Raw genomic sequence first — 21,598 nt, forward strand, 5'->3', positions numbered from 1 at the left:
AGCAGTTTGCTTTTGGGCAAACTGCCATGAATTCAGCCCGCCGTACCCACAAGGAGCAAGACGGGCTGCATGTTGCATTACTGCAACTTGATCTCGACGTCCACGCCGGCCGGCAGATCGAGCTTCATCAGCGCGTCCACAGTCTTGTCAGTGGGATCGACGATGTCCATCAGGCGCTGGTGCGTGCGGATCTCGAACTGGTCGCGGCTGGTCTTGTTGACGTGCGGCGAACGCAGAATGTCGAAACGCTTCATGCGTGTGGGCAGGGGCACGGGACCTTTGACCACGGCGCCGGTGCGCTTGGCGGTGTCAACGATCTCGGCGGCAGACTGGTCGATCAGCTTGTAATCGAATGCCTTCAGGCGGATGCGGATCTTTTGCTTGGTAGCCATGTTCATACGCCTTACTCGATGATCTTAGCCACCACGCCGGCGCCGACGGTACGGCCGCCTTCACGGATAGCGAAACGCAGGCCTTCTTCCATGGCGATCGGAGCGATCAGCTTGACGGTGATGCTCACGTTGTCGCCAGGCATGACCATTTCCTTGCCTTCGGGCAGCTCGATGGAGCCGGTCACGTCCGTCGTACGGAAGTAGAACTGCGGGCGGTAGTTGTTGAAGAACGGCGTGTGACGGCCACCTTCATCTTTGCTCAGCACATACACCTCACCGGTGAAGTGCGTGTGCGGCTTGATGGAGCCCGGCTTGCACAGCACCTGGCCGCGCTCGACGTCTTCACGCTTGGTGCCGCGCAGCAAAATACCCACGTTGTCGCCAGCCTGGCCTTGATCCAGCAGCTTGCGGAACATTTCCACGCCCGTGCAGGTGGTCTTTTGCGTGGCCTTGATACCGACGATCTCGATTTCTTCGCCGACTTTGACCACACCGCGCTCGATACGGCCGGTCACCACGGTGCCGCGGCCAGAGATGGAGAACACGTCTTCCACGGGCATCAGGAAGGCACCGTCCACAGCGCGCTCAGGCGTGGGGATGTAGGTGTCCAGGGCTTCAGCCAGCTTCATGATGGCTTGCTCGCCCAGCTCGCCGGTGTCGCCTTCGAGGGCGAGCTTGGCAGAGCCTTTGATGATGGGGGTGTCATCGCCAGGGAATTCGTACTTGGACAGCAGCTCGCGCACTTCCATTTCGACCAGCTCGAGCAGCTCGGCGTCGTCCACCATGTCGGCCTTGTTCAGGAACACGATGATGTAGGGCACGCCCACCTGGCGCGACAGCAGAATGTGCTCGCGGGTCTGGGGCATGGGGCCGTCAGCGGCCGAGCACACCAAAATGGCGCCGTCCATCTGGGCAGCACCGGTGATCATGTTCTTGACGTAGTCGGCGTGGCCGGGGCAGTCCACGTGGGCGTAGTGGCGGTTGGCCGTTTCGTATTCCACGTGGGCGGTGTTAATGGTAATGCCGCGCGCTTTTTCTTCAGGCGCTGCATCGATCTGGTCGTACGCCTTGGCTTCGCCGCCGAATTTCTTGGACAGCACCGTGGCGATTGCTGCCGTCAGCGTCGTCTTGCCATGGTCCACGTGGCCGATCGTGCCGACGTTGACGTGCGGTTTCGTCCGCTCGAATTTCTCTTTTGCCATTTCAAACTCCGTATAAAGAACAAACGCCCGTGCCTGTTTAACGTCTCCAACAGCAGGGCCGCCACGGGCAGCACCCTACGCCTCGCGGCGTTGTTGAAGACAAACTCATACCGCCCCGCCCCCTCTTTACCAGGGCACCCGTGGAGCGGGCTTGGCCCGGCCACTGGGTGCGCCCCTTGAGGGGGAAGGCGGCTACGCCGCCTCGGGGGTGGTCCTTATTTCGCGCGGGACGCCACGATAGCGTCAGCAACGTTCTTCGGCGCTTCAGAGTAGTGCTTGAATTCCATGGTGTACGTGGCGCGGCCTTGCGTGGCCGAGCGCAGCGTCGTGGAGTAGCCGAACATCTCGGACAGAGGAACTTCTGCCTTGATGATCTTGCCGCCGCCAACCATGTCGTCCATGCCCTGAACCATGCCGCGGCGGCTGGACAGATCGCCCATCACGTTACCGGCGTAGTCTTCGGGTGTTTCCACTTCCACGGCCATCATCGGCTCAAGAATAACCGGAGTAGCTTTCCGGGCGGCTTCCTTGAAACCGAAGATAGCGGCCATCTTGAAGGCTTGTTCGGAGGAGTCCACGTCGTGGTACGAACCGAAGGTCAGGCGGACCTTGACGTCCACCACAGGGTAGCCGGCCAGCACGCCGGACTGCAGCGCCTCTTCCACACCCTTTTGCACGGCGGGAATGTATTCGCGCGGCACCACACCGCCCTTGATCTCGTCGACGAACTCGAAACCCTTGCCGGCTTCTTGCGGCTCCAGCGTGAAGACGACGTGACCGTACTGGCCCTTACCGCCCGACTGGCGCACGAACTTGCCTTCGACATCGGTCACGGTCTTGCGAACCGTTTCGCGGTAAGCCACTTGAGGCTTGCCCACGTTGGCTTCGACGCCGAATTCACGCTTCATGCGGTCAACGATGATCTCCAGGTGCAATTCGCCCATGCCGGAGATGATGGTCTGACCGGACTCTTCGTCGGTGCGCACGCGGAACGAAGGATCCTCGGAAGCCAGGCGCTGCAGGGCAATGCCCATTTTTTCCTGGTCAGCCTTGGTCTTGGGTTCCACAGCCTGCGAGATCACGGGCTCAGGAAACACCATGCGCTCCAGGATGATCGCGGAGTTCGGATCGCTCAGGGTTTCGCCGGTGGTGACTTCCTTCAGGCCCACGCAAGCGGCGATGTCGCCCGCAACGATTTCTTCGATCTCGTTACGCTCGTTGGCCATCATCTGCACGATACGGCCGATACGCTCTTTCTTGCCCTTGACGGTGTTGAGCACCGTGTCGCCCTTCTTCAGCACGCCGGAATAGACGCGCACGAAGGTCAGCTGACCGACGAACGGGTCGGTCATCAGCTTGAACGCCAGGGCGGAGAACTTCTCGCCGTCGTCCGCCTTGCGGGAGACTTCCTTCTCTTCGTCGTCGGCGTCAGTGCCGGCCACAGGCGGGATGTCCACCGGAGAGGGCAGGAAGTCGATCACGGCATCCAGCATGCGCTGCACGCCCTTGTTCTTGAACGCGGTACCGCACAGCATCGGCTGGATCTCGGTGGAGATCGTACGGGCACGCAAGCCGTTCTTGACTTCTTCCTCGGAGAGCTCACCCTCTTCCAGGTACTTGTTCATCAGCTCTTCGCTGGATTCAGCGGCGGCCTCAACCATGTTCTCGCGCCACTTCTGCGCATCAGCGGCCAGCTCGGCCGGGATGTCAGCGTAGTCGAACTTCATGCCTTGGGAAGCTTCGTCCCAAATGATGGCCTTCATCTTCAGCAGGTCGATCACGCCCTTGAAGTTGTCCTCGGCGCCGATGGGGATCACCACGGGCACGGGGTTGGCCTTCAGGCGCAGTTTCATCTGGTCATAGACCTTGAAGAAGTTGGCACCGGTACGGTCCATCTTGTTGACGAACGCGAGGCGGGGCACCTTGTACTTGTTGGCCTGGCGCCACACGGTTTCAGACTGGGGCTGCACGCCACCCACAGCACAGTACACCATGCAGGCGCCGTCGAGCACGCGCATGGAACGCTCCACCTCAATGGTGAAGTCCACGTGGCCCGGGGTGTCGATGATGTTGAAGCGGTGCTCGGGGTAGGACAGGTCCATGCCCTTCCAGAAGCAGGTCACGGCCGCCGAGGTGATCGTGATGCCGCGCTCTTGCTCCTGCTCCATCCAGTCGGTGGTGGCAGCGCCGTCATGCACCTCGCCCAGCTTGTGGTTCACGCCGGTGTAGAACAGGATACGTTCGGTCGTGGTGGTCTTGCCGGCGTCAATGTGTGCAGAGATGCCGATGTTGCGGTATCGCTCGATGGGTGTTTTGCGAGCCATGATGCTTACTTTCTTGAAACGGAGAAGGCCCGCGCATGGCGGGCCGCATTCCAGTGGAGGAAACGGGGGAAGGTTGCCCTTAGAAGCGGAAGTGGCTGAACGCCTTGTTCGCCTCGGCCATGCGGTGAACTTCGTCACGCTTCTTCATGGCACCGCCGCGGCCTTCATTGGCTTCCAGCAGTTCGTTGGCCAGGCGCATGGCCATGGATTTTTCGCCGCGCTTGCGAGCAGCTTCCTTGATCCAGCGCATCGACAGCGCCAGACGGCGCACGGGGCGCACTTCGACCGGCACCTGGTAGTTCGCGCCACCGACACGGCGGGATTTGACTTCCACCATCGGCTTGACGTTGTTGATGGCGGTCACGAAAAGCTCCAGCGGATCCTTCCCGCTTTTCTTTTCCATGGTTTCGAGCGCGCCATAGATGATGCGCTCGGCAACCGCCTTCTTGCCGCCTTCCATGATCACGTTCATGAACTTGGAAAGCTCGACATTGCCGTATTTGGGATCCGGCAGGATTTCACGTTTAGGGACTTCGCGACGACGTGGCATGTTTCACCTCATATTGCTTCAGTTGATGTCCAGGCACCTCTGCTACCCCAGACACCGCGCAGATCCATCGGGAACTGCACTTACTCGGCCTATTCTCTAGGCCACTACGCTTGATTGACGGACAGCAAGCCGACGATTCAAGCACCGAAAAATGACAAAGGCATTGATTTCAGATCAAGCCCTCAAGAGCACCTTTGAAAACCGATCAGGCCTTCTTGGGACGCTTGGCACCGTACTTCGAACGGGCTTGCTTGCGGTCTTTCACGCCTTGCAAGTCGAGCGAACCGCGCACGATGTGGTAACGCACACCGGGCAAATCCTTCACACGGCCGCCGCGCACGAGCACCACACTGTGCTCCTGCAGGTTGTGGCCTTCACCGCCGATGTACGAGATGACCTCGAAACCGTTGGTCAGGCGCACTTTGGCAACTTTACGAAGCGCCGAGTTCGGCTTCTTCGGCGTCGTGGTGTACACACGGGTGCACACGCCGCGACGCTGCGGCGAATTTTGCATCGCGGGGCTCTTGGATTTCGATTTCTCGACAGTCCGGCCCTGACGCACCAATTGACTGATGGTTGGCATTGAAAAAACGTCCCTAAACGTCTGGAAAAACCAAAGGCGCCACCCGGTGACCGCATTCGGCGAGCAAGCCCGCGATCAACCTTGTAGCGCGCGAAAGACCTTTAACCCGTCATCCTTCAGCAAGCGCCGAAAGATAAAAGATTGAAAGGCGTGAATTTCCCGCCCCAACGCGGGAAAGCCTTAAAGTATAGCCCGGAATGGGGGATGCCGCAATAAGGGGACTGGTACGGGGAGGAGAGCGCCCTCTTGGACCGCCGCCGACCTTCACCCCTGCCCTCTCCCGCAAGCGGGAGAGGGGGCAAAACCCCCTCGGCGAGAAGGGAAAGCCCCTGCTTGTGGGCGTTTTACTTGATCCACAGGCGCATGGCGTCCCAGGCACGGCCAAGGAAGCCGGCTTCTTCGACGCCTTCGAGCGCCACCAGGGGCACTTCCAGCAATTGTGCTTCGCCTTGCTTGACCTTCAGGGTCGCCACTGCCTGGCCTTGCTTGAAGGGCGCAATCAAGGGTTCCGGACGAGCCACTTCGGTCTTGACCTGGGAGGCGGTGCCGGACGGAACCGCCACGATGATGGGCTCGGTACGGCCGAGCTTGAGTTCGGAGGCCTGACCTTTCCACACTTTAGGCGTGGCCACGGGCTGGCCGGCGTCGAAGAGCTTGATACCTTCGTAGGCGGTGTAGCCCCAGTTGAGCAGCTTTTGCGCTTCATTGGCGCGCACGCGTTCGCTCGATGCGCCCAGCACCACGGTCAGCACGCGGCGGGAGCCCATGTTGGGGAAATCGCGCTTGGCGGTGGCCACCAGGCAATAGCCGGCGGCGTCGGTGTGGCCGGTCTTGAGGCCGTCGACGGTGGGATCGCGGAACAGCAGGGCGTTGCGGTTGGTGTCGTTGCTTGCCGGTGTGCCGGGGTAACGGTACTTCTTGATGGCGTAATAGCGCGAATCTTCAGGAAAATCCTGCAGCAGGCGCGTGGCCAGGATGGACAGATCGCGCGCCGTGGTGGTGTGGCCAGGTTCGGTCAGCCCCTCGGGGTTCTTGAACGTGGTGTTCTTCATGCCCAGCGCCTTGGCCTGGTCATTCATCAGCTGCACGAAGCGCTCGACCGAGCCGCCCACGCCTTCAGCCAGCGCGACCGTGGCGTCGTTGCCGGACTGCACGATCATGCCCTTGATCAGATCCTCGACGGGCACCTGCATCTTGGGGTCGATGTACATGCGCGAACCGGGTGTTTTCCAGGCGCGCTCGCTGACCGGCATGGTCTGGGTCAGGGTGATTTTTTTCGCGCGCAACGCGTCGAATACCAGGTAAGCACTCATCAGCTTGGTGAGCGATGCCGGCTCGACCGGCGAATCGATGTCCGGCGACGAGGCCAGAATCTGGTTCGCCGACACGTCCATCACCAGCCAGGATTTGGCGGCCACCTCGGGTGGCTGGGGCAACTGAGTCGATTGGGCGGCGGCGACCAGTGCGGAAGCGGAAAGTGTCAGCGCGGCGAGCGCCTTGAGGAATCGGTTCATGGAGAAAGAGTGCGAGTGCGCTAAATAAAAGAAGAGCCTAAAAAGCAGAGCCAGGTTCAATCCATTTCAGAAACGCGCGTGACGCGCCACCAATGTCTTGAGAAGCGGCAATTGGCCGTGAAAGAAATGCCCGCCATCCGGTACCACTGTCACCGGCAGCGACTGCGGCCGCGCCCAGTCAAGCACGGAGGAAAGGGGCACGGTGTCGTCCTGCTCGCCGTGGATGACCAGGGTTTGCGGATGCAAATCAGCGGGAACCGGTACGGCGTCGAAGCGCGAGGCCGCCGTACCCACCAGCACCACGCGCTCGATTGTGCGAGCTGTCCAGAGGCGTTCGATGGCGTGTGTCGTGACGAAAGCACCGAACGAGAAGCCTGCCAGGGCCAGCGGCTGCTCCGCGGGCGCCTGCGCCTGAACAACGGCCAGCAGGTCTTCCAGTTCACCCCGCCCCTCGTCGTACGATCCGGCACTGGCGCCGACACCGCGAAAATTGAAGCGCACCGCACGCCAGCCACATTGCACGAAGGCACGGGCCAGGGTTTGCACCACCTTGTTGGTCATGGTGCCGCCAAACTGCGGATGCGGGTGCGCCACCACGACCGTGCCCAGGGGGGCCCGGAACAGATCAGGCGCCGGCACATCGAGCAGGGCCTCTATGGCACCGGCCGGACCGGAGAGAGTCAGCGATTGAGTCTGGGCATTCATTCAGCTACGTAAAGTATAGCTGCTTATGCTTCGGCCTCTGTGAGCTTCAGCCCAGGGCATCCGCCAGCCGCCCGATGGCATCGGTGCCGAGGCTCCCTTTTTCCCTGGCGAGGCGGAGCTGGCGACGCGCCATGGTGCGATAGAACTCCACCGATTCAGGACCCACGGCGGTGAGATCGGCCACGTGCCGCCGGACCACGCCGACATCGCCTCGTGAGATCGGGCCCGCCAGGGCGCCTGCCAGGCCCCGGGCCTCCGCGGCATCGAGCGTTCCGCGCGCCAGCGGCAGAAGCGCCGCCAGCGCGGCCTGGTCGTCCACGCCGAAGGCATTCCAGAGATCGCAGGCTTCGCGCAGCAGGAGAGCAGGAAGCTGGCGGAATAGTTGGTGGCAGCGTGATAGCGGCCGCGGACACCTGGCGGCAGGGTGATGGGCTGATATCCCACGGATGCCGCCAGGTCACGCAGCGTCTGCATGAGGCCCTCGGGCGCTTCGATCGCGACGCTGCTGCCCGGAATGCCGGAAAGCGCCACGGCCGGATCGGCAAACAGCTGCAGCGGATGAAAACCGCCCATCTGCGCGCCCTGCTGCCCCGCAGCCGCCAGAGCCGAGACTTCAGTGGCCCCGCTGCAATGAACCACGCTTTGGCCGCTCCGCCAGCGCAGGCCAGAGGCCACCGGTTCGATGCTGTCGTCGGGCACCGTCAGAAAAACCAGATCGGCTTCGTCGACAGCCTCCTGGGATTCGCGAAAAACTTGGCATGTACCGCCAGTCGCCTCCGCCAGGCGCCTGGATGACTCGGCGGACCTGCTGGCGACCGCCGCGATAGACCAGCCCGCCTGGGAAAAAGCCGCGGCCAACGTCTGGGCAAGGCGGCCGGCGCCTACGAATGCGATTTTCATGGCAAGACTCCCGTGTGCATATCCGGCGCCATTCAACTGTAGCGAATGCCAACACCCCGCACCGGAATGTCCTTCCAGAAAATGGCTCCTCCATCACGGCCCAGCAACTCCTCAAGTTCCAAGTGGAGCTTGTCTAGCTTGCGGTCGTGAAGATCACCGGAGCTTACGAAGATCTCGCGCGCTGTTGAAAATCACCGTACAACTGCCTGGGATTGTCCACCAGGATGCGTTTTCGGGTATCTGGATCAGGCACCCACTCAGCCAACAGATCGAACAGGTCGCCATCGTTGGGCATCCCTCGTCCGTTCATATTCACATGAGGCCAATCGGTGCCCCACACGAGCCGCTCGGGCGCGGCACGTACCAACACCCGTGCGAGGGGCGTGACTTCAGCATAGGGATAGTCGCCGCCGGTGCAGCGCATAGGGCCGGAGAGCTTTACCCAGAATTTTCCGGTGTCAAGCAAACGGAGCAGGCACTGCATAGCGGGCTGATCAGGGCCGCCGGCAGCTGGTATGGCAGCGAAATGGTCGAGCACCACCGCGTCGTTCGGCAGATCCCGCAGCGCCTGCTCGGCCTCCAGCAAGTCGGTGCCAGAGGGATAGTATTGAATATGCCAGCCGAGCTCGGCCACCATCGCCGCGATGCGCGACGACAGCCGAGGAAGATCTCCGCGATGCCCGTTGCTCACAAAGCGCGCGCCGCACACGCCGAGCTGGTTTAGTTCGCGCAGATCGTCCAGCGTCACCTCGTCAGGCAGCAACGCCACGCCTTTGAAGCGGCCTGGATGCAAGGTCAACATCTCTGCCAGGTGCTTCGTGCTGCGGCCATACCCGCCGCCACTCACAATAACGGCACCGGCCAACCCCAATTTATCTTGCAGGGCAATATGCATCTCAGGCGTGGCGTCGTCCGATGTGTACTTGCTGTCAGGGTGAAATGCGAACCGGGCCGCCGGTCCGAACAAGTGGATGTGGCAATCAATAGCTCCAGGCGAACAGGCCGTGGCCGGCGTGCGCGGATGCGGATCAGGAGGCTGGGTGCGCGGCGGAGTTCGACTGGAGTCTGTTGTCATGCTCAATCCACTTTGATCTTTGATTTGCGTATGACCTCGGCCCATTGGCCGATCTCAGCGCGGATGAGTTTTCCGAATGCGGCGGGATCGCCGCCAACGACTTCCACGCCATCGGCATCGAGCCGCTTCCGAAAGTCGGCGTTCTGGGTCACCGCGGTCATGGCGACATGCAGTTTCTGGATCACGGGCTGCGGGGTGCCAGCCGGAGCCAGAATGCCCATCCACAAGATGCCCTGATAGCCAGGCACGCCCAATTCGTCCAACGTGGGCACCTCGGGCATCAGAGGTGAGCGCTTCAGGCTGGCAATGGCCAAGGGCTTGAGTTTGCCGCTCTGAATGTATTGCGCCGAGGTGGCTATCGTGTCCATCTTGACGCCGACCTGACCGGCAAGCAGATCGTTCATGGCAGGCGCAGCCCCCTTGTAAGGCACATGCGTGATCTGCACATGGAGCCGTTGCAGCAGCAGCTCCATGGTGACATGAGGCAAAGTACCGTTGCCAGCCGACCCGTAGTTGAGCGCCCCTTGATGTTCCTTGGCATAAGCCAGGAAGCCTTTGAAATCCTGGTACGGCTGCGCCGCATTCGCCACCAGCAGCTCGGGAATCTGCGCGACCAGCGACACCGGAACCAGATCGCGCTCCGTGTCGAACGACATACGCTGGTACAGCGCGGGATTGATGGTGTGGTTGGGTGTGGTGAACAGCAGTGTGTAGCCATCCTTGTCGGCCTTCGCTACGCGGCTGGATGCTATCGTGCCGCCGGCACCCGGCAGATTCTCGACAACGACCTGTCCGCCAAGCTGAGTACCCAGCTGCCGCGCAACCAGCCGCGCCACGAAGTCGACCGTACCACCAGCGGAGAAAGGCACAACCAGGCGGATAGGATGATCAGGATAACGTTCTGCCGCTCCCACGGCCGTGGCGAGAAAGAATGCAAATGGAGCGAAAAGCAGCACACGCAACATACTGCGCCGGAGAAACGGGAATTGAAAAGCCATGAGATGATCGTGTCGATATACCGGGCGCAGTAAACCATTGCACCTCGGTCACGGCAAATGATTTGTTTGCACCGGCTGATGAACCATGTTCATCCCGCATATGAATATGCAGATCGACTTTCTCGGCATCCAGGCCTTCCTGGCCATCGTGGAAAACGGAAGCTTCCAGCTCGCAGCCACGCAACTGCACCTTTCACAGACGGCTATCAGCCACCGCATGCGCAAGCTGGAAGAAAGCCTGGGCGTGCGGCTGGTCACGCGGACCACTCGGGAAGTTTCGCTGACAGAGGCCGGCCGTGCCTTGCTGCCTCGTGCGCGCAGTGCGGTACGGGAATTGGGGCTCTCCTGCGAATCGGTACGCAAGCATGGCCAGTACGCCAATGACTGGCTGGTGTTCGCGTGTCTGCCCACCGTGGCGGCGGGCATCATGACACCGTTGCTGCAAGCCTGCCAAGAACGGTTTTCCGATATGCCTGTTCGCGTGTATGACAGCACCATTCGAGAGATCGCGGAACTCGTCGAGGCGCGTACGGCGGCATTCGGGATCAGTGTGTTGCAGACCAGCCGAGCCGAACTCGCGGTTGAGCGTGTGGCCGATGAGGCCTTCGTGTTGGCATGTCCCGAAGACCACCCGCTGGCCGCAGCAAACGCGCCCGTGCCCTGGAAGCAGTTACAGAACGAATCGCTGATACGCATCAGTTTGCCCTCCGGCAACAGCATGACCATCGATGACGCCCTGGGCCCCTTGCGTGACCGATTGCGTTGGCGCTACGAAGCCCAGCACAACAACATGGCGCTGGAGATGGTGCGCGCCGGCTTGGGGCTGACCGTGGTGCCACAGCTGTCAGTGCCTGAAGGAGCGGGTTTGCACACGCTGCCCATCGTGGAACCCCAAGTGCTGCGCACCCTGGCCATCACTACTCGCCGCGATGCCTTGCTGAACGATGCCGAGGCGTGGGTGCGGGATCGGGCTGTGGCGCTGCTGCGAACCAAACTCGGATCAGCACGAACGCGCTGACCCACCAGCAAAGGGTTGCGGCCTTTTTTTGCGCGCAGATGAATCTGGCGCATGGATCGGACCGAACAATTCATTTGCGGCGCATGGCGCGGGTTCGTACACTTTTTTCGTTGACATACGAGGCGTGATCGCCCGCCGTCGTGCGGCTCAGCCTCCATTCGAAAATGCGCCATCCAGATTCAATCGCTGCTCCCTCGCCATTTGCTGGCCTGTCCGCCCAACTCCAGCGCAGGTCGCTGCTGCGCGCGGCTGCTTCCGCCGCCACCCTGGCCATACCGCTTGCCCCTGCTTTTGCGCAACCGGCGTTCCCTTCTCAACCGCTGCGAGTGATCGTTCCTTTCGGCCCGGGAGGATTGGCAGATATCTCGACGCGGTTGGTGGCTCAAAAGCTCAGCGAACGTCTCGGGCAACCCGTGGTCATCGACAACCGGCCCGGCGCTGGTGGAGTAGTCGCCGCGACCACCACCTTGGCAGCGCCGCGTGATGGCTACACCCTCATCCTCTTCACCAACGGTACCACCATCGGTAAATCCCTTTTTCGATTGAACTTCGATCCGGAGAAGGATTTCGTACCCATCTCAACGCTCGCCTATTTCGACCTGGTGCTGTTGACCCGGCAGAACGGCGGAGCCCCCGATCTGAAATCCCTATTGGCGCGCACCAAAGGCCAAGGCAAGCCCATGATGATCGGCACCATCAACCCGGGGAGTACCCAGAACCTGTCGGCAGAGCTGTTCAAATCCGTCGCGGGCATCGAAGCCAGCATCGTGCCCTACAAGAGCTCCCCAGAAGTTCTGACCGCACTGCTGCGCGGCGACATCGATGTGGGCTTCGAGTCGTATGCGGCCTTGAAAGGCGCCATCGATGCCGGCCAGGTTCGCGCCATCGCGGCCACCGGGCCTGCGCGCTCCTCCTGGTTGCCCCAGGTGCCCACCGTTCGCGAGGGGGTTTGGCGGGATATGAAGTAACTGGCTGGAACGCCCTCTACGCAGCGAGCGGTACTCCGCAAGGCGTTATCGATCTACTCAATCGCCACATGCATGACGTGATGCGCCTGCCGGAAGTGCGTGAGCAGTTCCAGAAACTGGGAACCGACCCCAAGGCCAGCACACCTGCCCAGCTTGGTGATATTTTTCATCGCGACTTTGAGAAGTGGGCCAAGGTGATCAAGCAAGCCGGCATCAAATTGCAGTAACCCAAGAAACGGTTTCCCGTAGTGAACACCCCCACGCAACCTCTCTCAAACGACAACCGCGCCATCCCTGCCGATCGACCGCTGGTGGATTGCCATGTCCACATCTTCCGCCGCAACATGCCGTTGATTCCCAACCCCAGGCATGCTCCGAGCTACGAATTCACGGCGGAGCAGCTCGAAGCCACCTTGGCCGAACATGGCGTGCAGATGTGCGTGATCGCAGCGGCAAGCCCATGGGGCGACTGCAACGACTACGTGATCGAATCCCTGCGCACCCGGCCCTTGTGGCGGGGCACGGTCATACTCGACCCAGCCAAAACCGACCGCTATCAACTGGAGCAAATGGCGCGCGATGGCGTGGTGGGCGTACGGCTGCCTTTCATCAGCATGCAAACCCTGCCCGATCTCGACAGCTGGGATTGGCGCAAGTTCCTGTACCGATTGAACGAACTGAATTGGCACGTCCATCTTCATTTGGACGGTCCACGCATTCCCCAGGTGTTGCCTCAGCTCGAACGCTCCGGCGTCAAGATCGTGATTGACCATATCGGGCGCCCGGACCCGGTGGAAGGCATACACAGCGAAGGCTTCAAGGCCGTGGCGGCATCTGTTCAGAAAGGCCGTACCTGGGTGAAATTGTCTGGTGCCTATCGGCTCGGCCCGCAAGCCGACGAGCAGGCGCGCGAGCTGTGCCGCCAGGTGGGTTATGAGCGTATGGTGTGGGCAAGTGATTGTCCGTTTGTGGGTGATGAATCCACGAGGTATCAGAGCACCATCGACTGGCTGGCGCGCGTGGTCGAATCACCGACAGAGCGCCGGCGCATCCATGCGGACAATGCGCTCGCGCTGTACTACGCCCACTGAGCACCTACCCGCTCAACGGCACGCTCGCCTCTTTGAGCACCCGCAACACGAAACTCGACTTGCTGTGGCGGATGCCGGGAATCTTGTAGAGCTTTTCACGCAAGAGGCGCTCATAGTCGCGTGTGTCGCGCACCGCGATGCGGATGTAATAGTCGTAGTCGCCTGAAACCAGGTACGCCTCCTGGACCTCGGGGATGGTCGCCAGCACGCGGCCGAACTCGTAGAGCGTTTCGTCGGTATGGCTCTCGAGCGTGAGCTGAACGATCACGAAATCGTGGTAGCCGAGCTTGGCGGGATCGAGATCGACCGTGTAGCGCTTGATCACGCCCTGGGTTTCGAGCTTCTTGATCCGGCTCCAGCAGCTGGTGGGCGAAAGGCCGACTGCCGCGCCGATTTCCTGCAGGGTCTTGCGCGAGTCTTCGCGGAGGACGCTCAGGATGGCCAGATCGGTTTTATCCGATGATTCTTCGGCCAAGGATTCATTTGAACGACTAATTTTCAATGATTTCCCCAAAATAGGCTGAAATAGGATGCCTATTCTGCCCGGTTGAATGAAAAATTCCAGTCATGGAATCACTTTCACCCGAACTTCTTTCACCAACGCCGCCTGTGTGCCCCGTGCGCGTGCGCAATGGGGCCGTCGCCTTGCTCGACACCTTGATCGAGTACGGTGTCGATACGATTTTTGGCTACCCCGGCGGCGCGGCGTTGCCCTTGTATGACGCCCTGCACGGCGAACCCAGGCTACGCCATATTCTGGTGCGGCATGAGCAGGCGGCGGTTCACGCGGCGGAAGGTTACGCGCGTACTACCGGCCGTGTGGGGGTGGTGTTTGTCACCTCCGGCCCGGGCGTCAGCAACACCATCACGGGACTGCTCGATGCCATGAGCGATTCGGTTCCGGTGCTGTGCATCAGCGGCCAGGTCGCGACATCCGTGATCGGCACCAATGCTTTCCAGGAAAGCGACGCGCTGGGCATGTCGCGCTCTGTGACGAAGTGGAATCATCAAGCCCGGCTCGCGGACGAAATTCCATCGGTCATCCGCCGGGCGCTTCAAATCGCGTCGTCAGGCCGCCCGGGGCCGGTGCTGGTCGATGTGCCCAAGGATGTCCAGCTGACGATGCTGTCTCCGGAATCCTCCCCGGAAAACACGGAGTTCCGCCGCCAGGCATCCGCCCCCTTGCGGCCTCCAGCGGATTCGGTGCAACGCGCCGCGGATTTGCTGTCCACCGCCCGCCGGCCTGTTTTTTATGGCGGAGGCGGGCTCGTGAACTCCGGCGAGGCGGCATGCCACGCATTCACTGAGCTGGTCAGGCGTCTGGGAGCGCCTTGCACCTTGACGCTGATGGGACTGGGCGCTTTCCCGGCATCGGACCCACATTTCATCGGCATGCTGGGCATGCATGGCGCGCTGGAAGCCAATCTGGCGATGCATGAGGCTGATCTCGTGGTGTGCGTGGGCGCGCGCTTCGACGACCGCGTGACCGGCAAGCTGGACGAGTTCTGTCCGCATGCCCGCAAGATCCACATCGATATCGATCCGGGGAGCATCAACAAGATCATCAAGGTCGATGTGCCCATGGTGGGAGATTGCGGCGAGGTGCTCGAAGCCTTGCTCGCCATGCCGGTGCTGCAAGCCCTTCCCGCGCATCGGCTTGACGAGTGGTGGGCGCGGATCTCCCGCTGGCAGTCAGCGCGCTGCTTTGACTATCCGGTCCGCGCCGATGTGGTGCTGCCTCAGCATCTCATGTCGTCCCTGCAAGGGCAGTTGGCCGGCCGGAATGCGATTGTCTCCACCGATGTCGGCCAGCATCAGATGTGGGCGGCGCAATACCTCCGCTTCGAAACACCCTGCCGCTGGTTGACCTCCGGCGGCGCGGGTACCATGGGCTACGGCCTGCCAGCGGCGATCGGCGCCCAGGTGGCTCACCCTGAAGCGCTGGTGGTCTGCGTGAGCGGCGATGCCTCGGTGCTCATGAACATCCAGGAGCTCTCCACCGCGGTGCAGCACCGCGCGCCGGTGAAGCTCGTGCTGTCGAACAACGGCTACATGGGCATGGTGCGCCAGTGGCAGGAACTCAATCACGGCAATCGCCTGAGCCACAGCTGGAACGAGGCGCTCCCCGATTTCATGGCGCTGGCCAAGGCCTTCGGCTGGGGCGCTCGCCGGATATCGGACCCGGCCGAGTTGGACGAGGCGCTGGCAGAGTGCCTGGCCTATCCAGGGCCGTTCTTCCTGGATGTTCAGGTGGCCGCCCAGGAGAACTGTTTTCCCATGATGCCCTCAGGGCATGGCCATCACCGCGTCATGCTGAGCAAGGACCACTGGTATGAGGAGAAAGCCGCCTCATAAGCCCACACCACCTCTTCAGCTCAAAGCCCGCAAGCCTCAGTTTCCCATTGTGAGGTGGCGGCCCACCCGGCCACTACCTCACCCGCACGCGAAGCCGTTTACCGGCGGCCGAGCGTGTTTCATGAGATGTCCTACAGGATTGAATTCACATGACGGCAGTCACCCACTCGCTGGCCAGCGTTTCGCTGGACGATAAATACACCTCCACCGACGGCCGCGTCTACCTCAGCGGCATCCAGGCCCTGGTGCGCCTGATGCTGGTCCAGAAGTGGCGCGACCAGGCAGCCGGATTGACCACCGCCGGCTTCGTCTCCGGCTACCGGGGCTCGCCGCTCGGCGGTATCGACGAGGCGTTCTGGCATGCCCAGAAGCATCTGGACGCCAATGGCGTCAAGTTTCTGCCGGGCATCAACGAGGAACTGGCCGCCACGGCGGTATGGGGAACCCAACGGGTGCACCTGATGGGAGAGAGCGCGGTCGATGGTGTCTATGCCATGTGGTACGGCAAAGGCCCCGGTGTGGATCGCTGCGGGGATGTGTTCAAGCACATGAGCCATGACGGCACGTCTGCCCGGGGAGGCGTTCTCCTGGTCGCGGGAGACGATCACGGCGCCTATTCCTCGACGCTGCCCAACCAGAGCGATCACATGTTCGCCGCCTCGATGATCCCCATGCTCTATCCGCAAAGCGTGGAGGAATATATCGAGCTGGGGCTGCACGGTTTTGCGATGTCGCGTTTCGCGGGCCTGCCCGTCGGCTTCAAGGCCTTGGCCGACACCGTTGAATCGTCAGGGCCAGTCTCGGCGAATGCCATGGCGGTTCAAACCCGGCTGCCAGCCGGCTTCGCCTTTCCTCCGGCAGGCGTGCATGCGCGCCTGTCGACCGACACCCTGGGGGTGCAGGCAAGGAAGCAGGAGGCGCTGATGCAGGATTACAAGATCTATGCCGCCATTGCCTATGCACGCGAAAACCGGCTGAATCACGTGACGATCGACTCGCCCCACGCGAAGCTCGGCATCGTGGCGTCGGGAAAGTCGTACCGCGACGTGCTGGAAGCGCTGGAGGAACTGGGCATCGGCACAGAAGAGGCGTCGCGGATCGGCGTTCGGGTGTTCAAGGTGGCCATGCCCTGGCCCCTGGAGCCCGATTCCATTCGTGAATTCGCGGATGGGCTGGACGAAATTCTGGTGGTGGAAGAAAAGCGCCAGATCGTCGAATACCAGCTCAAGGAGCACCTCTACAACTGGCGCGAAGACGTGCGCCCGCGCGTGATCGGGAAGTTCGATGAAGCTGGCGAATGGGTGCATCCGCGCGGACGCTGGCTGTTGCCCGCGGCGGCCGATTTCTCGGTCGCACAGATCGCGCGTGTCATCGCGGGGCGCATTGCGCGGTTCCATATGAGCGACCTGATCCGCACGCGCCTGGCCATTCTCGACGCGAAGGATGTGGTGCTGGAAAAGGCCGTCGCCACGCCGGCCCGGCCGGCCTGGTACTGCTCGGGCTGCCCGCACAATACATCGACGAAGGTGCCGGAAGGCAGCCTTGCGCTGGCGGGCATTGGCTGCCATGTCATGGCAACTGCCATCTACCCGGAACACAACAAGACAACCACCCACATGGGCGGGGAAGGCGCGCCCTGGCTGGGCGCGGCGTGGTTCTCCAAGCGCAGGCACGTGTTCGCGAACCTGGGAGATGGCACGTACTATCACTCCGGCTCCATGGCGATCCGCGCCGCAGTCGCGGCCGGTGTCCGGATCACTTACAAGATTCTCTATAACGACGCCGTCGCGATGACAGGCGGCCAGCCCATCGACGGACCGGTGAGCGTGCCTCGGATAGCCCGGCAGGTCGCCTCTGAAGGTGTCCGGCGCATCGCGCTGGTATCGGAAGATCCCGCACGCTGGACCGGGCTCAAGGAGTTTCCGGGCCATGCGGAAAGCATGGTTTTCACGCTGCACCATCGCGATCAGATGGAGACGGTGCAAGACACGCTACGTGGCTACGACGGCGTATCGGTCCTGATCTACGACCAAGTCTGCGCAGCGGAGAAAAGACGCCGGCGCAAGAAGGGCGAGTTCCCCCGGATCGCCAAACGGGTCTTCATCAACGAAGCCGTGTGCGAAGGATGCGGCGACTGCGGCCACCAATCCAATTGCACCTCGCTGCAGCCCCTTCTTACCGAACATGGGCTGAAGCGGCGCGTGGACCAGAGCTCCTGTAATGCTGATTATTCATGCATCAAGGGCTTTTGCCCCAGCTTCGTGACGGTGGAAAACGCGGTACCACGCAAGGCCACGCCCGTGAAGGAGAGACCGGAGGCCAGGTTCGAGTTGGCCGAGCCGGCCTTGCCCAGCCTGGAGCACATTCACAATATCCTGATCACCGGCATCGGCGGCACGGGCGTGATCACGGTCGGCGCGCTCATCGGAATGGCCGCGCACCTGGAGAGCAAGGGTGTGAGCGTGCTCGACATGACCGGCATGTCCCAGAAAAACGGCGCGGTGACCTCGCACGTGCGCATCGCGTCCGGCCATGCGCATCTGAAAGCCCAGCGGATTCCCACGGGCGAGGCCGATCTGATCCTGGGCTGCGACATGCTGACAGCCGGCGCACCGGATGCCATTGCCAGAATGCGGCCGGGCCGCACTTACGCGGTGGTGAACACCTTCGAGCAACCCACAGGCCATTTTGCGCAGAACCCTGACTGGCAGTACCCGGTGGATCAGGTGAAGGCATTGATCGAAGAGTCGGCAGGCCAGAAGGTGGATTTCCTGGAGGCCACTCAACTGGCGACGCGCCTCATGGGCGACGCCATCGCCGCGAATCTGTTTCTGCTGGGATTCGCATTTCAGAAGGGGTTCATTCCCGTCTCATCCGCCGCGCTACTGAAAGCCATCGACATCAATGGCGTGGCCGTGAAAGCCAATCAGACCGCCTTCCAGTGGGGAAGAAAGGCCGCGCTGGATCTGCCTGCCGTTCTACGGGAAGCCACGCCTGCCCAGGTCGTCGCCGTGACACGGCCTTCATCCAATGCCATGCGGGTGGCAGACCGCGCACAGGCGCTGACCGCCTACCAGCATGCCGGGTACGCGAAGAAGTATTCAGATTTCGTTGCCCGGGTGCAGCGCGTGGAATCGGAACACGGTGGCAACGGAGAACTGGCCCAGGCGGTAGCCGCCAACCTCTTCAAGCTCATGGCTTACAAGGATGAATACGAAGTGGCGAGACTCTTCACGGACGGCCGCTTCGAGGCCCAGCTCGCGGAGCAGTTCGAGGGCACTCCTCGGTTGAGGTTTCACCTCGCCCCGCCGATTCTCGGCCAACGCGATGCGAGTGGCGTTCCCGTCAAGCGGACGTTCGGCCCCTGGATGATGCACGGATTCCGCCTGCTGGCCCGGTTGCGCTGGCTCAGAGGAACTTCATTCGACGTCTTTGGCAAGACGGCCGAGCGCCGCATGGAAAGGCAGTTGATCGAAGACTACCGGGCTATCGTGGAGCAGATCCTGGCGCTGGCCCATCAACATGGGTTCGAAGCGATGCGCTCACCCGCTTTAGCGATCGCCAGAGTACCGGAGCAGATACGCGGCTACGGCCATGTAAAGGAAAAAAGCGTCGCAGAAGCCCGCGCCCGCTGGGCCACGCTAGTCGAGCAACTGGAACTGGCAGGCATGGAACACCAAACCCAGGAGGCCATGGCCGCCTGAGCGGCCCCTGCCAGCCTCCTGGCTTTCAGCGGCCCAGGTGAGGCGGCGTCAACAGGCGCTCCACCACCACGCCGTTTTTCAGGTGAGAGTCGACGATTTCATCGATATCGGCCTTGTCGACGTAGGAATACCAGACAGCTTCCGGATAGACCACCGCGATGGGGCCGCCTGCGCAGCGGTCCAGGCAGCCGGCTTTGTTGACGCGCACCTTGCCGGCGCCAGCCAGACCCTCCTTCTTGACCCTCACCTTGCAGTGATCAAAGGCCGCCTGCGCATCGTGATCGGCGCAGCAGGCCTCGCCGTTTTCACGCTTGTTGAGGCAAAAGAAGATGTGGCGCTGATAGTACGAAGAAGCTGGGGCAGTCATGAGGTTAATTTTAGAGTCTGCGACCGGGAGTCAGTTGGGCGGCGGCCCTGCTTCTGGCAAGGATGCTGGAGGAGGTTCGGCTGGAGTTCCCCCGGACCTGCGGCCCAGGCGAGAGATCAGGTAGACAAAAGCCACGTAGGGCCACAGCCAGCCTACCCACTGCGCCAACCCGTGAAAGTGAATGAAGCGCCCCTGTTCCCAGCCCTGCAGCGTAGAAGCGAAATAGGGGCTTTCAGGAGCGGCGTTGAGCAAGGCGACCTGCACCACCAACGCCAGAAGCAACAGCCCCGCGCAGAAGCGCCTGGGCACGAACAAGGCCACCAGCGCAACGAAGGCCCCCGTGAGCAAACCCAGCTCGACTGGACGGCTGACCCACGCCCAGGCGTATGCCGGCCCCCAGGTGAGCGCCGCCGACAGCGCCGACACCAGCACGCCGATCGCCAAAGCCGCCACGGCAAATAGCGCCCGCCTGCCCTCGCCCCTGATCACGGTGAAGCCGAGCAGGCACGGCACCAGCGCGCCCAGGGCCACACAGATCAGCTCCACGCCCGGCAGCAAGGGCTGCAGATCGATCTCGCGCAGCGGCAGCCATTCCAGGAAAGGCGTGTCTTGCAGCAGCTCCGCAAGCGCTTCTTCGGACCGTTCGTAGACCTGTCCGAGCCCGAACGCCACCGGCGCCGGAAAGAGCAGGCCGACCGGCCACAAGGCCAGCAGTACCAACGCGCCGCGCGAATCCTGCACGAACCATCGCGCGCGGAAGCGGCGCCAGCCATCGATGGCACCCAGGCGCTCGAGCACATAGGCGACCAGCGCACCGAGCGCGCCGCCAGTGGCGTTCAGCCCGAAATCCAGATTGGAGGCTACGCGTATGGGCAAATAGGATTGCGTCGCTTCCATCGCGAACGACAGCAATCCAGCCCCCAGGGCGCCCAGCAGCACTGCCAGCCAGCCCCATCGGGCACGCAACAGCCCCAGCGTGAGCAGAAAGCCCATCGGCACATACCCCACCACGTTAGCGAGGAGATCGAAGCGTGTCCAGTATTGGGGCAGCGGCGCCGCCATGAAAGCCCAGGGGGTCAAACCCTGGTCGCGCCAGCCGGTGAACGGATACAGGCTGGCGTAGACAATCAGCGCCGCATACAGCAGCGCCAAGGGAAACGCGGCGGACTTATGGTGACTCACCCCGGCGTTCAGAATGGCTTGACCACCACCAGGATCACGGCCGCCAGCAGCATCAGGACAGGGGCCTCGTTGAACCAGCGGAACCAGACATGGCTGCGGGCCGGCCGCTCGGCCTCCAGGCCGCGCAACAGGCGGCCGCACCAGAAGTGGTAGCCGATGAGCAAAAGCACGATGAACAGCTTGGCATGCAGCCAGCCATTGCCCGGCCCCATGCCGATGCGGTAACCCAGCCAGAGCCACAAACCCAGCGCCAGGGCGGGAACGGCCAGGATGGTCATGAAGCGGTAGAGCTTGCGTGCCATGAGCAACAACCGCGCCCGCTCGGCCACCGAGCCAGGGGGAACCATGGCCAGGTTGACGAAGATGCGCGGCAGGTAAAACAGTCCGGCAAACCAGCTCGCGACGAAGACGATATGCAGTGCCTTGATCCAGAGCATGCAGGCAAGTGTAGCGGTGATATGAGCGCTCTGATGTAACTCACGGGGCTTTAGAACGTGTTTACAAGCAGGCAGCCCGATCGCTCATGCGTTCTTCGGCGTGCCATGGCCCCAGAAAAACCCCCGGCCACGAGGGCCGGGGTCAAATAACCTGCCTGCTTTCACACAGCCAGGGACCCGCTCAGGGAGGAAAAGCGGGGGGCAGCGAACCGCCCAGCAGAAATATAACAAAA

At 62.0% G+C, this 21,598-nt stretch carries 20 protein-coding genes; 6 read left to right on the forward strand and 14 right to left on the reverse strand.

The window, feature by feature from the left end:
* Positions 1-77: 77 nt before the first annotated feature.
* The 10 genes from rpsJ to WJU18_RS29515 all read right to left on the reverse strand — a co-directional run bounded on the left by rpsJ (position 78) and on the right by WJU18_RS29515 (position 10,243).
* A complete protein-coding gene (rpsJ, locus tag WJU18_RS29470) occupies positions 78-392 on the reverse strand; it encodes a 30S ribosomal protein S10 (RefSeq protein ID WP_028603957.1) in 315 nt (104 codons plus the stop codon).
* 11 nt (positions 393-403) lie between these two features.
* Positions 404-1,594, reverse strand: coding sequence for an elongation factor Tu (gene tuf, locus WJU18_RS29475; protein WP_423457841.1), 1,191 nt, complete (start codon positions 1,592-1,594; stop codon positions 404-406).
* Positions 1,595-1,809: 215 nt separating this feature from the next.
* Complete coding sequence (fusA, locus tag WJU18_RS29480) at positions 1,810-3,918, reverse strand: elongation factor G (RefSeq protein WP_423457842.1); 2,109 nt, start codon at positions 3,916-3,918, stop codon at positions 1,810-1,812.
* A gap of 79 nt (positions 3,919-3,997) precedes the next feature.
* Positions 3,998-4,468 (reverse strand): 30S ribosomal protein S7, encoded by a 471-nt coding sequence (gene rpsG, locus WJU18_RS29485; RefSeq protein WP_231698319.1) that lies wholly within the window; start codon positions 4,466-4,468, stop codon positions 3,998-4,000.
* Positions 4,469-4,673: 205 nt separating this feature from the next.
* The gene (gene rpsL / locus WJU18_RS29490; RefSeq protein WP_423457843.1) at positions 4,674-5,051 is read right to left on the reverse strand and encodes a 30S ribosomal protein S12; all 378 of its coding nucleotides are present in this window, start codon (positions 5,049-5,051) and stop codon (positions 4,674-4,676) included.
* 344 nt (positions 5,052-5,395) lie between these two features.
* Complete coding sequence (locus tag WJU18_RS29495; protein ID WP_423457844.1) at positions 5,396-6,565, reverse strand: D-alanyl-D-alanine carboxypeptidase family protein; 1,170 nt, start codon at positions 6,563-6,565, stop codon at positions 5,396-5,398.
* A gap of 66 nt (positions 6,566-6,631) precedes the next feature.
* Entirely contained in the window at positions 6,632-7,270 is a 639-nt protein-coding gene (locus tag WJU18_RS29500; protein ID WP_423457845.1) for an alpha/beta hydrolase, read from the reverse strand.
* Positions 7,271-8,170: a Rossmann-like and DUF2520 domain-containing protein gene (locus tag WJU18_RS29505; protein WP_423457846.1), complete on the reverse strand. Its 900-nt coding sequence runs from the start codon at positions 8,168-8,170 to the stop codon at positions 7,271-7,273.
* 163 nt (positions 8,171-8,333) lie between these two features.
* A complete protein-coding gene (locus tag WJU18_RS29510; protein ID WP_423457847.1) occupies positions 8,334-9,245 on the reverse strand; it encodes an amidohydrolase family protein in 912 nt (303 codons plus the stop codon).
* Positions 9,246-9,247: 2 nt separating this feature from the next.
* The gene (locus WJU18_RS29515) at positions 9,248-10,243 is read right to left on the reverse strand and encodes a Bug family tripartite tricarboxylate transporter substrate binding protein (RefSeq protein ID WP_423457848.1); all 996 of its coding nucleotides are present in this window, start codon (positions 10,241-10,243) and stop codon (positions 9,248-9,250) included.
* Positions 10,244-10,328: 85 nt separating this feature from the next.
* Between WJU18_RS29515 and WJU18_RS29520 the strand changes: the two genes are divergently transcribed.
* The 4 genes from WJU18_RS29520 (at position 10,329) to WJU18_RS29535 (ending at position 13,320) form a co-directional block, all read left to right on the forward strand.
* Positions 10,329-11,261, forward strand: a complete 933-nt coding sequence (locus tag WJU18_RS29520; RefSeq protein ID WP_423457849.1) for a LysR family transcriptional regulator — start codon at positions 10,329-10,331, stop codon at positions 11,259-11,261.
* Positions 11,262-11,425: 164 nt separating this feature from the next.
* Positions 11,426-12,229 carry a Bug family tripartite tricarboxylate transporter substrate binding protein gene (locus WJU18_RS29525; protein ID WP_423457850.1) on the forward strand — a complete coding sequence of 268 codons (804 nt, stop codon included), beginning with the start codon at positions 11,426-11,428 and terminating at the stop codon, positions 12,227-12,229.
* Positions 12,211-12,456, forward strand: a complete 246-nt coding sequence (locus tag WJU18_RS29530) for a tripartite tricarboxylate transporter substrate-binding protein (RefSeq protein WP_423457851.1) — start codon at positions 12,211-12,213, stop codon at positions 12,454-12,456. Before WJU18_RS29525 ends, WJU18_RS29530 begins: the two co-directional genes overlap by 19 nt.
* Before the next feature lie 21 nt (positions 12,457-12,477).
* Positions 12,478-13,320, forward strand: coding sequence for an amidohydrolase family protein (locus WJU18_RS29535; RefSeq protein WP_423457852.1), 843 nt, complete (start codon positions 12,478-12,480; stop codon positions 13,318-13,320).
* Between the two features lie 4 nt (positions 13,321-13,324).
* Here WJU18_RS29535 and WJU18_RS29540 read toward each other — a convergent pair whose 3' ends face one another.
* Complete coding sequence (locus WJU18_RS29540) at positions 13,325-13,795, reverse strand: Lrp/AsnC family transcriptional regulator (RefSeq protein ID WP_423457853.1); 471 nt, start codon at positions 13,793-13,795, stop codon at positions 13,325-13,327.
* Between the two features lie 92 nt (positions 13,796-13,887).
* Between WJU18_RS29540 and ilvB the strand changes: the two genes are divergently transcribed.
* Positions 13,888-15,675 (forward strand): biosynthetic-type acetolactate synthase large subunit, encoded by a 1,788-nt coding sequence (gene ilvB / locus WJU18_RS29545; protein ID WP_423457854.1) that lies wholly within the window; start codon positions 13,888-13,890, stop codon positions 15,673-15,675.
* 149 nt (positions 15,676-15,824) lie between these two features.
* A complete protein-coding gene (locus tag WJU18_RS29550; RefSeq protein WP_423457855.1) occupies positions 15,825-19,379 on the forward strand; it encodes an indolepyruvate ferredoxin oxidoreductase family protein in 3,555 nt (1,184 codons plus the stop codon).
* 25 nt (positions 19,380-19,404) lie between these two features.
* On the opposite strand, the gene WJU18_RS29555 is transcribed toward WJU18_RS29550, so the two are convergent.
* Genes WJU18_RS29555 through WJU18_RS29565 form a run of 3 tightly spaced genes read right to left on the reverse strand, consistent with a single transcriptional unit; the run spans position 19,405 to position 21,365 of the window.
* Positions 19,405-19,746 (reverse strand): (2Fe-2S) ferredoxin domain-containing protein, encoded by a 342-nt coding sequence (locus WJU18_RS29555; protein ID WP_423457856.1) that lies wholly within the window; start codon positions 19,744-19,746, stop codon positions 19,405-19,407.
* Positions 19,747-19,776: 30 nt separating this feature from the next.
* Positions 19,777-20,928: a VanZ family protein gene (locus WJU18_RS29560; RefSeq protein WP_423457857.1), complete on the reverse strand. Its 1,152-nt coding sequence runs from the start codon at positions 20,926-20,928 to the stop codon at positions 19,777-19,779.
* An 8-nt stretch (positions 20,929-20,936) separates the two neighbouring features.
* Positions 20,937-21,365, reverse strand: coding sequence for a CopD family protein (locus tag WJU18_RS29565; protein WP_423457858.1), 429 nt, complete (start codon positions 21,363-21,365; stop codon positions 20,937-20,939).
* Positions 21,366-21,598 lie beyond the last annotated feature (233 nt).

It is taken from the genome of Ottowia sp. VDI28 (assembly GCF_049532675.1).
In the GTDB taxonomy this organism is placed as follows: Bacteria; Pseudomonadota; Gammaproteobacteria; order Burkholderiales; family Burkholderiaceae_C; genus Ottowia.

Excerpts from the sequence above, each read along its gene's own strand:
- rpsJ (WP_028603957.1), bottom strand. The coding sequence starts at position 392 with ATGGCTACCAAGCAAAAGATCCGCATCCGCCTGAAGGCATTCGATTAC.
- tuf (WP_423457841.1), bottom strand. The coding sequence starts at position 1,594 with ATGGCAAAAGAGAAATTCGAGCGGACGAAACCGCACGTCAACGTCGGC.
- fusA (WP_423457842.1), bottom strand. The coding sequence starts at position 3,918 with ATGGCTCGCAAAACACCCATCGAGCGATACCGCAACATCGGCATCTCT.
- rpsG (WP_231698319.1), bottom strand. The coding sequence starts at position 4,468 with ATGCCACGTCGTCGCGAAGTCCCTAAACGTGAAATCCTGCCGGATCCC.
- rpsL (WP_423457843.1), bottom strand. The coding sequence starts at position 5,051 with ATGCCAACCATCAGTCAATTGGTGCGTCAGGGCCGGACTGTCGAGAAA.
- WJU18_RS29495 (WP_423457844.1), bottom strand. The coding sequence starts at position 6,565 with ATGAACCGATTCCTCAAGGCGCTCGCCGCGCTGACACTTTCCGCTTCC.
- WJU18_RS29500 (WP_423457845.1), bottom strand. The coding sequence starts at position 7,270 with ATGAATGCCCAGACTCAATCGCTGACTCTCTCCGGTCCGGCCGGTGCC.
- WJU18_RS29505 (WP_423457846.1), bottom strand. The coding sequence starts at position 8,170 with ATGAAAATCGCATTCGTAGGCGCCGGCCGCCTTGCCCAGACGTTGGCC.
- WJU18_RS29510 (WP_423457847.1), bottom strand. The coding sequence starts at position 9,245 with ATGACAACAGACTCCAGTCGAACTCCGCCGCGCACCCAGCCTCCTGAT.
- WJU18_RS29515 (WP_423457848.1), bottom strand. The coding sequence starts at position 10,243 with ATGGCTTTTCAATTCCCGTTTCTCCGGCGCAGTATGTTGCGTGTGCTG.
- WJU18_RS29520 (WP_423457849.1), top strand. The coding sequence starts at position 10,329 with ATGTTCATCCCGCATATGAATATGCAGATCGACTTTCTCGGCATCCAG.
- WJU18_RS29525 (WP_423457850.1), top strand. The coding sequence starts at position 11,426 with ATGCGCCATCCAGATTCAATCGCTGCTCCCTCGCCATTTGCTGGCCTG.
- ilvB (WP_423457854.1), top strand. The coding sequence starts at position 13,888 with ATGGAATCACTTTCACCCGAACTTCTTTCACCAACGCCGCCTGTGTGC.
- WJU18_RS29550 (WP_423457855.1), top strand. The coding sequence starts at position 15,825 with ATGACGGCAGTCACCCACTCGCTGGCCAGCGTTTCGCTGGACGATAAA.
- WJU18_RS29555 (WP_423457856.1), bottom strand. The coding sequence starts at position 19,746 with ATGACTGCCCCAGCTTCTTCGTACTATCAGCGCCACATCTTCTTTTGC.
- WJU18_RS29565 (WP_423457858.1), bottom strand. The coding sequence starts at position 21,365 with ATGCTCTGGATCAAGGCACTGCATATCGTCTTCGTCGCGAGCTGGTTT.